Annotated in this window: 11 protein-coding genes; 8 read left to right on the top strand and 3 right to left on the bottom strand. The window is 36.1% G+C overall.

All coding sequences use genetic code 11. The annotated features are described in order from the left end of the window. The first annotated feature begins 42 nt into the window (after positions 1-42). From EsVE80_RS01545 to EsVE80_RS01555, 3 genes are all read left to right on the top strand, one after another. Entirely contained in the window at positions 43-912 is an 870-nt protein-coding gene (locus EsVE80_RS01545; protein WP_173102147.1) for a LysR family transcriptional regulator, read from the top strand. A 637-nt stretch (positions 913-1,549) separates the two neighbouring features. Continuing rightward, positions 1,550-2,269 (top strand): pseudouridine synthase, encoded by a 720-nt coding sequence (locus EsVE80_RS01550; RefSeq protein ID WP_173102148.1) that lies wholly within the window; start codon positions 1,550-1,552, stop codon positions 2,267-2,269. A gap of 269 nt (positions 2,270-2,538) precedes the next feature. Then, a complete protein-coding gene (locus EsVE80_RS01555; RefSeq protein ID WP_173102149.1) occupies positions 2,539-3,531 on the top strand; it encodes a peptidoglycan DD-metalloendopeptidase family protein in 993 nt (330 codons plus the stop codon). Between the two features lie 104 nt (positions 3,532-3,635). Here the strand turns inward: EsVE80_RS01555 and EsVE80_RS01560 are convergent, their stop codons facing one another. After that, positions 3,636-4,487: an RluA family pseudouridine synthase gene (locus EsVE80_RS01560; protein ID WP_173102150.1), complete on the bottom strand. Its 852-nt coding sequence runs from the start codon at positions 4,485-4,487 to the stop codon at positions 3,636-3,638. A gap of 193 nt (positions 4,488-4,680) precedes the next feature. Here EsVE80_RS01560 and EsVE80_RS01565 point away from each other — a divergent pair, with 193 nt between their 5' ends. After that, positions 4,681-6,834, top strand: coding sequence for a PBP1A family penicillin-binding protein (locus tag EsVE80_RS01565; protein ID WP_173102151.1), 2,154 nt, complete (start codon positions 4,681-4,683; stop codon positions 6,832-6,834). A 50-nt stretch (positions 6,835-6,884) separates the two neighbouring features. Further along, positions 6,885-7,223: a YlbF family regulator gene (locus EsVE80_RS01570; RefSeq protein WP_173102152.1), complete on the top strand. Its 339-nt coding sequence runs from the start codon at positions 6,885-6,887 to the stop codon at positions 7,221-7,223. Between the two features lie 60 nt (positions 7,224-7,283). On the opposite strand, the gene EsVE80_RS01575 is transcribed toward EsVE80_RS01570, so the two are convergent. Continuing rightward, on the bottom strand, positions 7,284-7,907 hold the full coding sequence (locus EsVE80_RS01575) for a GyrI-like domain-containing protein (RefSeq protein WP_173102153.1): 624 nt from the start codon (positions 7,905-7,907) through the stop codon (positions 7,284-7,286). Further along, the gene (locus EsVE80_RS01580) at positions 7,897-8,955 is read right to left on the bottom strand and encodes a GntR family transcriptional regulator (protein ID WP_173102154.1); all 1,059 of its coding nucleotides are present in this window, start codon (positions 8,953-8,955) and stop codon (positions 7,897-7,899) included. The genes EsVE80_RS01575 and EsVE80_RS01580 overlap by 11 nt, the downstream gene beginning before the upstream one ends. 248 nt (positions 8,956-9,203) lie before the next feature. On the opposite strand from EsVE80_RS01580, the gene EsVE80_RS01585 reads away from it, so the two are divergent. From EsVE80_RS01585 to EsVE80_RS01595, 3 genes are all read left to right on the top strand, one after another. Continuing rightward, a complete protein-coding gene (locus EsVE80_RS01585; RefSeq protein WP_173102155.1) occupies positions 9,204-10,070 on the top strand; it encodes an ROK family protein in 867 nt (288 codons plus the stop codon). A 371-nt stretch (positions 10,071-10,441) separates the two neighbouring features. Continuing rightward, entirely contained in the window at positions 10,442-11,626 is a 1,185-nt protein-coding gene (locus EsVE80_RS01590; protein WP_173102156.1) for a metallophosphoesterase family protein, read from the top strand. Continuing rightward, positions 11,626-14,232, top strand: coding sequence for an AAA family ATPase (locus EsVE80_RS01595; RefSeq protein ID WP_173102157.1), 2,607 nt, complete (start codon positions 11,626-11,628; stop codon positions 14,230-14,232). Before EsVE80_RS01590 ends, EsVE80_RS01595 begins: the two co-directional genes overlap by 1 nt. Positions 14,233-14,244 lie beyond the last annotated feature (12 nt).

Consider the following 14,244-nt stretch of genomic DNA (forward strand, 5'->3'; position numbering starts at 1 on the left):
CCATTTTGGAATGTGAACTTGCCTTTTTAGGAGGTTTGAACGGTGCTAAATTTGAAAATTTTGCGCTCATACAAATATGCAGTTGATTATTCTTCTTTTAAAGCTGCTGCCGAAAAATTAATGTACAGCCAATCGACGATTAGCAAACACATTGCTGAGTTGGAACAAGCAGTAGGATTTCCGTTATTTAACGAAGGAAAAGTTCAAAATGGCTTAACTGAAATCGGTGAACTGACATACAATTATGCGCAGCATGCCCTAACTTTTTATGGACATTTTAAAGAACAAGTAAAAGCGACGGCATCTTGTCAGACAGTTGTAAAGATTGGCGGATTAGAACGTTATTTGTCAGAAATGGTGGTCACAAAAGTGGTAAGTTATCAAGTGGATCATCCTCAGCTTCGGTTTGATTTGATTCATGGCACCAGTGATGAAACATTGGCACGTTTAAAAGCAGGAGAACTAGATATGGGGATTATTGCAGATCGAATGGTCCCGGCCAATTTTACCAGTTTGGCGATCAAACGGGAAAGTCTGGTATTAATTGCATCTTCTAAAACTTATGAGAAGATATTGCAAGATGCTAGTTCAATGAAGAATTTACCAGTCTTAATTGACCGTAAAGCCAGTGTAATCTTTGAATACGTCTTAAAGGACACCAACGAATTTGCGCAAGTAATTCACGTTGAAGGTGATATGATGGTTTTGACGGGGGTAGAACGTCAAATATGTTTGGGTGTGATAAGTGACGGCTGCTTTGATGGAAAAGATTACCATGTGCTTAAAACATATAATGAGGCGGCACCTATTCGTCTTATTTATCCCGAAAAATGGGAAGATAAAAAGAAAAAGAGGTTTGCAGAGTCCCTCATACGTCAGTTACAACAAGATTTTTTAACTCCACCGCAATAAGGTGGTGTTCTTTTTAGAACATTTTTTCATTCTTGTACTAAAAATTTACTGTTTTACTAAAGGTTCTAACTTTGGTGGGAAAAATTCTTCTTATTTGATTGTTGCCAATATCTTCTGGCATTTTCTAAGTTATTTATAAAGCATTCTCCAGTGGAGATGCTTTTTTTAGTTGCCTTTTTATCACTAGATATGTAGTTAGTTACACAAGTAATTAACCAGTGATGGAACAATCACGTTAAATGGCCTCCCTCTTGTGGATAACGAAGCGGCTTTAAATCAAATTTATTTAATGTCAGAAGATAATTTATATCCGGGAAACTTAAAAGTAAAAAAATACTTTCAATTAACTGCTGACTTTTATGGGATTTTGATTGGGCTTTGGCAGAAGAAATGATAGCTGGATTTGGTTTGGAACAAATTAGTTTCTTTTGATTTGCTTCAAAAGCTTATTGTGATTATTGAAAATCATGCACATTGGGTGTATGGGAAAACTTCTTTTCATCTTCTTGCTTCGTATTTACTGTATAATAAGTTGGTAGAATTATTAAGCAGAAGGTAGTGAAGATGCTTCTATTTTTAGGGTGTGTTTCAAGTATGATGATAAAAATATTGTTAGATAGGATAACAAGGAGGAGTCATGCGTTTAGATAAGTTTTTGGCAGATATGCAAGTTGGTAGTCGCAAAGAAGTGAAAAACTATATAAAAAAAGGCTTAGTTCAAGTTAATCACATTACAGTAAAACAAGATAAATTTCAGGTGAATCCAGAGATTGACGAAATTTTCTTTGATGGTGAAAAAATTGAGTATCAAGAATTTTTCTATTATATGTTAAACAAACCAGCAGGAGTTATTTCTGCTACAAGAGATCAGCAACATCAGACAGTGGTTGATTTGTTACAAGCAGCAGATTTTCGGTCTGATTTATTTCCAGTGGGCCGTTTGGATAAGGATACAGAGGGCTTTGTTTTGTTAAGTAACGATGGAAAATTGGCACATCATTTACTCTCGCCTAAAAATCATGTGGAAAAAGAATATTTTGCCAAAGTTGCGGGTATCATGAGTGGAGAAGATAGTGCAGCTTTTGCTAGAGGGTTGTTATTAGACAAAGGAGAAGTAGCGCTACCAGGAGAGTTGACGATTTTAAAAGTTGATGAAGAAAGTGAGACTTCAGAAATTTCATTAATTATTCACGAAGGAAAGTTCCATCAAGTAAAAAGAATGGTTCAAGCTGTTGGCAAAAAAGTCGTGTATTTAAGACGCGATCGTATCGGCGGCGTTAGCTTGGATAAGGCGTTAGCCTTAGGAGAATATAGACCGTTAACATCTGAAGAGTTAGCTGTCTTAAGTAAAAGTTAAAAAGTAACCAATGAAAGTAAGGTGTCACTTGCAGATGTGACACTTTTTTTGTTGTCAAAAAAAGAAATATTTTGCAAAAACATAATCTCTTTATGAAAAAATTATACTTTATGTAATTTAGCTGAAATATAGAAATCTCGTTGTAAATGAAAGCGCATCTGTTGTGAAAATACGCACCCATTGCAATAAAACTGTAAGTTGGCTGTCATCCTTTTCATGAAAAATCATGCTAAATTAAGCAAGTCAAAAAAACGAAAAGGGGTCATTAATTGAAACTCAAAAAAACAATTTTAACACTTTCACTTCTCGGAAGTTTATTTTTTTCTGCAACTGCTTTTGCTTCTGAAACAAGTGATAAATTAGCAACAGTAACAGCTGATGTGACACAAAGTGAAGCAAAAATAAATGATTTTAAATCACAAATCAAAGATGTACAATCCCAACTTAAAATAAATGAAGAAACACAAGCTGCTTTAGTGCAACAATTAGATAAAGAAGTTGAAAAATTAGCAGATATAAAAGAAGCCTTGATCCAAAAAGAAGCACAACAAGCAGAAGTGGCAGCCTCTTTTTTAAGTTCTTCCCTTGATTTATTAAGTGGATTACAAGGAAAAGAACAAATTGAAGTGCAAGTAACAAAATTAAAAGAAGAACAAAGTAATCAACGCATTGAAGTTGCCTCATTGCAAGGAAAATTAACACAATTAAAACAGAGCAAGCAAGAATTAACGGCCAACGCAACAAATTTAGGCCAAGAACAGGCAGCTGTTGAAAAAGCAATCGTAGTAAAAAAAGCCACAATTGAAAAACTTGCTGCAAAAGTTAAAGCAGAAGAAGAAAAAGCGGCTAAAGTAGCGCAAACAGGTTTTGCTGCACCAATAGAAGGGAGTTTAAATGTCAGCAGTCCTTTTGGCTGGCGTCAAATGCCTTTAGGTGGCGGGACAGAACATCACGATGGCATTGATTTAACCGGTTCTACTGGCCAAACAGTGATGGCAGCGCGAGATGGTGTTGTAATAGAAGCTGGTTTTGATGCTAGTTGTGGCAATCATGTGATTGTAAAACATGACAACGGCTATTACACGTATTACTTTCATTTAACAACAATTGAAGTAAGTAATGGTGCTAATGTGAGTGTCGGTCAACGAATTGGTGGTATGGGAACCACAGGAAACTCCACTGGTGTTCATTTACACTTTGGTGTTGCAACAGGTATGTGGGAGGGCTTTGTTGATCCTGCGCCTTTAATTGGTGCTGCTTAATAAAGTAAAATTAAAATACCCAACAACTCTCAGGGGAAAATTTTTTCTGAAGGTTGTTGGGTATTTTGCTAGTAAAATAGGATGTATTCATTTTGCTTTTCTTACTACCATAAACCTGGGGTGGCGGTAATAATTAATTTTTCTTTAGAAAAAGGGTGTTCGATATGCATTTCACTCGCATGCAGCATTAAACGTGGTGCTTTTATCGAACCATATAATGGGTCGCCAATAATGGGATGACCAATACTTTTTAAGTGGACCCGAATTTGATGAGTACGCCCTGTCTCTAACTGACAATAAACTTGACTTTTTTTTCCTCCGTGATGAACGGTTATGTGAGTGATAGCTGTTTGTCCATTTCGTTCATCAACAATCCGCTTACGGCGATCGTGACGATCACGACCAATTTTTTTCGTAATAGTTAAATCATGGTCTAAATTGCCGGCAACTACAGCTTGATAGCGGCGGTAAATACTTTTTTGTTCCAATAATCGACCTAAAATAGGAAGTACTAATGGATTTTTAGCAAATAATATAGCACCGCTAGTCTCTTTGTCTAAACGATGAACAACATAGGGACGCTGATTTTTAACGGCTAAGTAGGCGGCTAAATCATTTAGAAGTGTATCGATTTCTTGGGGCTGATTGGGATGTGTTTTTACACCAGTTGGTTTATTCACCACAATCAAATGCTCATCTTCATATAAAACTGAGATTTTATTTTTATTGCCTAAAGCAACTGTTTGATAGACGTAATCAGTGGGCTCAATAACTAGGGTAATGATATCGCCAGCTCGACAATGTTCATGAAACATGACAAATTCTCCGTTTTTGCGGACATTTTTTCGGGTACGTAAAAAATGACGGACTTTTCTAGGAACTAACCATTCTTTTTCTAATAGTTCACGAATCGTCATCTCTTTTTGATTTTTAGGTAGTGTTATCGCGTATTCCATCGCAGTCCTCTTTTCATATTTCTTAAACTATGCTTTATTTTAAAAGATATTTAAGAAAAATGTAACGAATTACTGCATTTTCTTTGCTAAAATGTGCTAGATTTAGTTAAATATGCTATTTTCAGTCTAAAGACGCAGGTCAGCGCGAGACTTTCCTGTTAAACTGACACAAATTAAATGAGTGGAGATTGTTATGGACGCAAAAGAAATTTGGAAAAAAATTAAAGAGGCGCTATTATCTTTTTGGCAATGGCTGAAGCCTTATTTACAGCAATTGCATCACTGGCGTAAACGGGTATGGAAAAAATATCATGTGAATAAAATTATTATCCTGTTAGGTTTGGTCGCAGTTCTAGTGACTAGCAGTTACTTATTTTACTTATCCAAACAAGTCGATGTTGACCGTCTGCAATCAGATTTGAAGAACACGACAGTCATTTATGATAAAGATGGCGATACTGCTGGGAAATTAAGTTCTGGTAAGGGGACGTATGTTGAAATTGACAAAATTTCTCCTAATATTGTTAATGCCGTAGTTTCAACAGAAGATCGTAATTTTTATCATCACCATGGATTTGATATAAAAGGGATTGCTCGGGCAGCAGTTAGAGCAGTGATTAATCGCAACACTTCCGGAGGCGGTGGGAGTACCATTACCCAACAATTAGCTAAAAATGCTTATTTAACTTTGGATCAGACTTTTAGTCGTAAAGCAAAAGAACTTTTCTTGGCGATTGAGATTGAAAAAAAGTACACCAAAGACCAAATTTTAACGATGTATTTGAACAACGCTTATTTTGGTAATGGTGTGTGGGGTGTGCAGGACGCTTCTAAGAAATACTTTGGCGTTAATGCCAGTGAACTGGAATTAAGTGAAGCGGCAACACTAGCTGGGATGTTAAAAGGACCTAACATTTATAATCCAATTGACCACCCTGATTTAGCTAATCAGCGCCGAAATGTTGTTTTAAGTGTAATGGTAGATAATGGGAAGATCACCAAAGAACAGGAAAAACAAGTTGAACAAACCAATATAGCAGATTCCTTATATGATGCGTATGATAATGAAGATAGTGGAAATAATTATCCTTACTTTATTGATGCTATCTTAGATGAGGCAGAAGCAAAATATGATATTGACGACTCTGATATTTTAACAAAGGGTTATAAAGTTTATACGACGTTGGATCAACAACAACAAATTCAGATGCAAAACGTTTATGAGAATGCCAATAATTTTCCAGCTAATGCTACTGATGGCGCTATGCCACAGTCAGGTTCAGTTTCAATGGATCCAAATACCGGCGGAATTCGAGCATTAGTGGGGAGACGAGGAGAGCATACTTTTCGAGGCTTTAACTTTGCTACTCAGATGAAGCGTTCACCTGGTTCGACGATTAAGCCAATTAGTGTCTATACACCGGCACTAGAAGCAGGATATAAACCAGATAGTATTTTAAAAGATGAAAAACTGAAATTTTATGATGTAAAAAATTATGATGGTACCTATTCCGGTGAGGTGCCGATGTATCAATCGGTGGCTTGGAGTTTGAATGCACCGGCTGTTTGGTTACTTCATGAAATTGGGATTGATAAAGGATTCAAAAAGGCACAAGAATTTGGTCTTTCACTAACAGAAAAAGACAAATATTGGGGTGGGGTTGCCTTAGGTGGTCTAGAAAAAGGAGAATCCCCAATGACTATGGCTGCAGCGTATGGTGTTTTTGCCAATGGGGGACAACTTTACACGCCACATGTTATCACTAAGATTGTAGATTCTAAAGGTACCGTTATTGTCGACAATACTAAGCCAAAAGGCAAACGTGTTATCTCAGAAGAAACAGCCAATCAGATGACAAGTATGTTATTGGGAACATTTTCAAATGGGACTGCTGCCCAAGCCAATCCTGGGTATACAATGGCAGGTAAAACAGGAACAACAGAAACGAACTTTGATTCTAGTAAAGCTAACGATCAATGGATTGTAGGCTATACGCCAAATGTGGTAATTGCGACTTGGTTAGGATTTGAACAAAGTAGCAAGGATCATTATTTATCGGGTACGAGTGGCGATGTAGTTGGTAAAATTTTTCAAGCTGAAGCGGCTAATATTTTGCCTCATGTCAAGGAGTCTGGTTTTGCCGTAGCCGACGCTTATCAAACGAATGGAAAAGTTGTCGCTGCTGATGAAGTCAATCGTGATCAAAGTAGTGAAAACGATTGGAGCAAAACGGTCGATGATTTCGCAGAAAAAGCAAAAGATGGTTTAAGTGAAATCGGTGGTAAAGTAAAAGAAGGTGCAAAACGGGTCTTTCAAGATATTTGGGGTAAACTAAATGGTAACTAATTTTTTTATGTTACAATAAAGCATATCAAATAAAAGCGAGGTTACAAATCATGGCAAATATTTATGATACAGCAAATCAATTAGAACGAGAAATTCGTGAATCGCAACAATTTGGCGACTTAAAAGCATCTTTTGATCGCTTGAAAGAAAATCAAGAAGCACATGCTTTATTTCAAGAATTCCAACAATTGCAACAAGGTTTGCATGAAAAAATGATGTCAGGTGAAGAAATTTCCGAAGAGGATGCAAAAAAAGCGCAAGAATTAGCTGAAAAAGTACAAAAGGAAGACTTAATTAATGAATTAATGCAAAAAGAACAAGCTTTTAGTGCTGTTGTCAATGACTTAAACCGCATTATCATGGGCCCTGTTCATGAATTATATAATTAAAAAATAGGATGGGGCTAGCCTCATCCTATTTTTTATGCGTGTCCTTAAATAAATTGATAACTATGCTTTAATTTTATAACGCAATAATGTTTGTAATTTTTCTGGTTGTGTTCGACGAAAATCGTTTAGGTAGATTTCTCGGTGCCAGTAATCACCCATCATCACGGTCTTAGTTAACTTGTTTTCAGCTAGAAAGTTCTCCATCTGATTAAATGTTTTGGTTTCTGTATCAAAGGTACCAGTATGGATCATTTGTAAAACTTGTCCTTCTTCATAGACTTCCCATTTCACATCGTCAAAATAAGGATTTTCTTTTTTGATTAAGGTTTTTGTCTTAATCGCATTGAAAAAGTCTTCTGTTACAAACCCGGGTTGGCGGAGCATAATTTTATATTTTAAAGCATCTTTATTTAGATTTTCGCCTTTTGATCCATCAGTGGTAGTCCAAACACCTTCCAAGGGATAAACGCGATAATCAATTGACTCGCCTAGAGCGCCTTTTTTTATGGCCATTTTAATACCATAGGCAATTGGAAAAAGTGCGCTAATCTTTTTTGTAAACAAGGAATCATTGGGATTGCCACAGCCTGTTAAAGTGATAAATTGTTGTGATGGAATTGTGATTATAGTTGGTTTTTTTGCAGTATATAGTGTTTTTTCCTGCTTGCTCCAATCAATTTTCATAATTTTCTCCTTTAAGTGATCTTGTGGAATCTCGGGGAATTAATTTTACTGGAATTTTAGTATCTCCAGGGATTTTTTCTTCTTGCAGCCAGGCCAATAACAGTTTTGCAGCATTTTGACCAATCCTACTAAAATCCTGAAAAACAGTGGTTAAAGCAGGATCAAAAAAACGTGCTGCTTGTGTATCATCAAAGCCTGAGACTGATAATTCAGCGGGGATATGCCAATTTTGTTGGCGCAGCTGTTGAATTGCGCGTAGTGCAAACAAATCATTTTCACAGACTAAGGCTGTTATTTTGTTTTCCCGTAAATAATGATTAAGGCCAGCCCCGGTTAAATAAGTATCCTCTAAATGAGTATGGAAAATTACTTTTTCTTCTGTTAAGGCCCGAAAATACCCAAAGTAGCGTTGCCGCGTTGATTGAGGATGGTTTTTATCTCCAAAATAATAGGCAATTTTTTGATGTCCTAATTGTAGTAAGTGTTTGGTCGCAAGATATCCCCCTACTTCATTGTCTGCAGTAACCGCAGCAAAAGGTAAGTCGGGGATTTTTTTATCCAAAATAATAGTAGGAAAAGACTGTAAAGCCAGAGAAATAAGTAAATCTAAATGTGCTTCTTGATTACGAGCGTAGTAAATTAATCCATCAAATTCTGTTGTTATGTCAGTTGCAGTACGATGAGTTAAAAAATCAAAATTAGTTAAGAGTACATCTATTTTTTTAGCCTGTAAAACATTCATAACTCCTTCGCTCAAAGGGGCAATGGAGAGTTCTGTGCTTTCTTCTAATGGTAAAATTAATAGAATTCGACGTGGTTGTGTCCGCTTTTCTGGAAGTTCTTTGACAAAGCTCCCGCTACCTTGAATACGTTTGATTAAACCTTCTTGTTCCAAGTCAGTTAATGCTCGCTTGGCTGTAATCCGACTGACGTGATATATGTCAGAAAGTTCTTTTTCGGTAGGTAATTTATTACCTGAAGGAAGTTTTCCAATTAGAATTTGCGCTTTTAAATCGTTTTTTATTTTTTGATAGAGCGGCTGGCTCACGTTTGCTACCTCCTATCTACTTCTATTTTTTGATATATTCAATTAGTATGATAGCATATTATTTTTTGCTCTTACAGAATTAAAAATATCTTTTGAAAGCGTAGACATGTAGTGATTATCAAAGTATAATCATTTTATAAATTGATATATCAAATTTAATATTTTTTTTAAAAGAAAATTGAGACAAGGTTCACGCTTTTTGATAATGGTAAAATACGTGCACCAATTTCAAATTAGGAGGATGTAAAATGTATTACGGTGGTATTGAAGCAGGCGGGACAAAATTTATCTGTGCTGTCAGTGATGAGCAACAAAATATTGTGGCAAAAACGAGTATTCCTACAACCACCCCGGCAGAAACTTTACAAGCCACGTTTGATTTTTTTGATCAATATGAAATCAGTGCAATGGGCATTGGATCATTTGGACCGATTGGAATTAATGAGGATAAAGATAATTATGGCTATATCTTGGCAACACCAAAACCAGGGTGGTCTGAGTTTGATTTCTTAGGTCAAATGAAAGAAAAATACGATATTCCTTTTGTCTGGACGACAGATGTCAATGCAGCAGCATATGGTGAACTAAAAAAAGGAGCAGCTCAAGGTAAAAATAGCTGTATTTACTTAACAGTAGGTACAGGAATCGGGGGCGGTGTTGTAATTGATGGTAAAATCTTCTCTGGAATCAATCATCCAGAAATGGGACATGTGCATGTAAAACGTCATCCGGATGATGAATATGAAGGAAAGTGTCCGTATCATAAGGACTGTTTAGAAGGTCTAGCAGCAGGACCAAGTCTTGAAGCAAGAACTGGCATTAAAGGTCAAGATTTACCAGAAGATCATCCAATTTGGGAAATCCAAGCGTATTATATTGCGCAAGCATTAATGAGTTATGTTTTAACATTAGCACCAGAACGAATTATTTTAGGTGGTGGTGTGATGAACCAAGATCATTTATTAATGAAAATTAGACAAAGTTTTGTGGAGCAAGTCGCCGGTTATGTGGAAACACCGCCAGTTAGTGAATATATTGTCCGTTGGGGTTTACCAAATGAAAGTGGCATCACAGGTTGTTTATTATTAGCAGAAGATGCTATAAAAACAAAATAAATAAGAAAAATAAGTCAAACAATCTTGTAGCAAGTAGTGAAGTGATACTATTTGTTACAAGGTTGTTTATTTTGATTCACATTTTGTACCATGTAAAAGCAGTAACGCAATAGATTAAAAAGAAATTTAAGCTAGTTTTACATCATTCAGCTAAACACCATTAAAAAAATGACAGCTTTTTTTTATGTACTTCTTTTAATGACAAAAGGCGAACAAGTTTTCGTATTATGGGTGACGGAACACGGGAGAAATGTTATGATATAAAGGAATTTACAGTTTTTTTACCAAATGAATTAGGGTGCTTTAAAATCTGTAAACAACTTCTTTATTTGAAATATGAAGTGAAATTATGAAATAAGGAGGGCGTTATCATGCGCTTTATCCATGTTGCTGATTTGCATTTTGACCGCACTTTTGAGGGAGTCCCAAAAGAACTTCCAGCTGATTTTTTAAAAAAGTTAAATCAAGCGAATGAAAAAACTTTAAAAAATATTATTACCAGCGCTATTAATCAAAACGTGGATTTTGTCATTTTTGCTGGAGATACCTTTCATCAAAAGAATCCATCTTTGAAAAATCAGCAGTTATTAATGCAGCAATTTCAGCGATTAGAACAGGTGGAAATCCCGGTATATTTAATTTTTGGTAATCACGATTATTATGATGAGAATCGTTACTGGTTTTCATTTCCTAAAAATGTAGTATTGTTTGAAGAAGAAAAAGTGAAAAGCTTTATTGCGACTACGCAAGCGGGGGAACGTTATGCGGTATCGGGGTTTAGCTATCGTCAGCAATATTTGCATAAATCCATGACCCAAGAATTTCCCATGCGCAATTCACAAGTTGACTATCATATTGGACTTTATCATGGGGATGTTCAAGATGCCAACTTTGCACCGTTTAACCTTAGTGAATTGAAAAGTAAAAATTATGATTATTGGGCATTGGGACACATTCATCAACCGACGCAATTAAGTGAAGAAATTATTTATCCAGGAACACCACAAGGGCATACGAAAAAAGAGCTTGATTTGGGTAATGTTCTCTTAGTGGATTTGTCAGGGGATAAAGTCAATTTAAAGGAAATTCCTGTTGCTGCAGTGCGTTGGCAAAAAAGCGTAATTTCCTTAGCCCACTGTGAGAATAATGCAACAGTCTTAAATTATTTAAAAGAACAATTGACACCGCTGGCAACAGCGCAGACGAGGTTGCTCGAAATTACATTGACAGAAACACAACACTTGGTTAATTTTGCCGATATGATTGTAAATGGTCAGCTGCAAGATTTATTAAATCAACAATGGCCTGCACAAATTTTTGTTCATAAATTGGCAGTACAAGAAACAAAAGCAAAGATTTCATTACCTGCAAGTGATTTATTAAAAAAACAATTGTTACAAGAATTTAGCCACAGCGAAATTTTTAAAGAAGTTTTAGCCGATCTTGCTACAAATAAAATTACCGCAGCTTTGTTGGAAGACGATGAATTTTGCCAAGAAGTGTTGGAACAAGTCACCGAAGAATTAGATCAGCAATTTGAATGGGGGCAAAAGTAATGCGAATTCTAAGAGCTGAAATTACCGGGTTTGGTAAATATCGTAATCAAACAATTGATTTTACGAGTGGCAATCAATTGTTTTACGGTGCAAATGAGGCGGGTAAGTCGACTTTGTATCAGTTTATTATGGCGATGTTATTTGGCTTTCCTTTAAAAAGAGGAAGAAAACGTGATTTTGAACCTTTAGATGGTACGAGTTATGGTGGGCGTTTAGTAATAACACTCCCTGTGCAAGGTGAAGTGACAATCGAACGCTTTAAACAAGTGAATCGGGGGAAAGCAAAAGTTTACTTAAGACAGCAGACTGGAGATGATACGCTTTTAAATCAATTGATTGCACCTTTAAATCGGGAATTGTTTGAAGAAGTTTTTACTTTTCAACAAGAACAATTGGCGCAAATAGAGCGCCTACAAGAAAAACCACTGCACGATGCTTTAATTTCATTGGGAATTACTGGGAGCAAAAAATTATTAGAAAAGCAACAGACCTATAACGAGAACGAACAAAAAATATTTAAAGTCAGAGGACAGCGACAGGCTTTAAACAAGGCTTTAAAAGAACGGGAAAAAATTGCCCAACAAGTTTCGCAACAAGAAACAAAGGAAGCCGCCATTACCGATCTTTTAGCCGGCAAACAAAAAGATGAATTACTGCAACAAGAATTAACAGAAAAATTAAAACAAGCGCAGCAAGAATATTTAGTCCTAAAAGAAAAAGAAAATAGCTTTCCCCAATATGAAGAGTGGCAAGTTTTACAAAAAAAATATCCCAACGATGAATTAGGAGCCCAACCTGAGAAACTACAGGAATTTTACAATCAATATAATCAGCTAAATACCCGCTTAGCAGAAGGCAAACAAGCATTGGTCGCGTTAAATGAATCTTATGGATTGACTGATCGTTACCGATTTTATCTCGAACATGAAATAGAGATTAAAAATTTGCTACAAGATCAAGTTACTGCAGTGCGTTTAACCGACGATTTTCAAGCACATCTACGCGAGCAACAGCAATTAATAGAAGCCGTGACGGTTTTAGAAGATACGTATCAGTTTAACGTGGGAGAAGATCCACAGAAAAAAGTTCGTGTAGTTAAAAATTTAGTCCAAGACTATCACAGCATTACATCAGATATTACGCAGGCGCAACAAGAAGTTCGGTGGCAAAAAGAACAACAGCCGGTACTTTCTACTACCCCTTCTTTTTTTCAACAGCAGACCGGAGCTGTTCTTCCTACCCTTATTGCTAGTTTTGTTGCAGTGATTTTTGTGATTGGTGGTATCCTCAGTACAAATGTCCGCTTTGTCTTATGGGCAATTGCCCTCATTGCAGTGGGGGTCGCCCTTTACAATTACCAGAAAAAAACGACTAAAAAGCACTCTGTGAAAACAAAAGATAAGCAGCAAGAAAGCCACAAAATGACATTTGTGGACCAATTGATGAAAAAGCAAGAACAAATTTGGCACCACCTACAAACGCAATTACCTTTGCTTAAAGACCCGGAAGATTTACCTGTTGCTTTAGTTCAATTGCAAAATGCTGCAGAAGATTATCTTGTGAAAAATAATGCCCTGATGGCAGTGGATCAACGTTTGGATCAATTAGATCAAGCGTATGGCGCTTTTTTACAACGGTTTTCATTTTTAGATAAATGGGTGCCACAAGAAGGACAAGATATTTTACAACGTTTATTATTAGTACAAAATTTTGCTGATGAGATGCAAGAAGTGAAGTTGCAGCAGGAACAACCCACAGCGGCTTTATTGATTCGTCAAAATCAACAATTGCAACAGCAACTTGATCAACTGGTGGCAGAAAATCAGAATTTGCTTAGTAGTGTAGGAATTACGCAACCTACTGAAATTCCATTATGGATTGCACAAATGCATCAAAAAGCGGGTGACTTAGCCCGAAAACAAGAACTTGCAGCAAGGCTAAAAAATTTATTTCCTAAAAAAATTACCGCTACACAATTAGCAATGAAAAGAGCAACAGTACAAAAGAAGCTAGAAGAATTACAGCTAGCTGATCGCCAAGTGAACCGTAGTATACAAAGCGCACAATTAAAAATTGAACAGATGCAAAGTGATGGAACTTTAGATGAGTTACGTCAAAGCTTAACGCAAGCAGACAGTAAGGTTTATGAACTGGCGCTCCAATGGGGAAAAAATAAACTGTTGGCAGCTTTACTAGGTGATTTAGCAACAGAACTTTCAGATAAACAGTTGCCGCAGTTGTTACAAAAGAGCAGTGAATACTTAAAAATTTTGACAAAAGACAATTATACAGCTTTGGATTTTATTGAAGGAGAATTAGTTGTCAAAACTAAAAATCAAAACTGGCAGATTTATGAACTTTCCACAGGTACTAAAGATCAAGTGATTATGGCAGTTCGCTTTGGTTATTTATCCTTGCAGGAAAGAATTTTATGTCCGTTAATCATTGATGATGGCTGGTTGCATTATGATAGTATTCGTAAAGAACAATTAGCTGTCTTGTTAAAAGAATTTTCCCAAGACTATCAAGTGATTTGTTTGTCTTCTGACGTAGAAATGGTAAGCTATTATGAGAAGTTACAACAAAAAATTGTTGTGTTAAATTAGTTTTTTGTTGCA

It is taken from the genome of Enterococcus saigonensis, from assembly GCF_011397115.1.
Classification (GTDB): Bacteria; Bacillota; Bacilli; order Lactobacillales; family Enterococcaceae; genus Enterococcus_C; species Enterococcus_C saigonensis.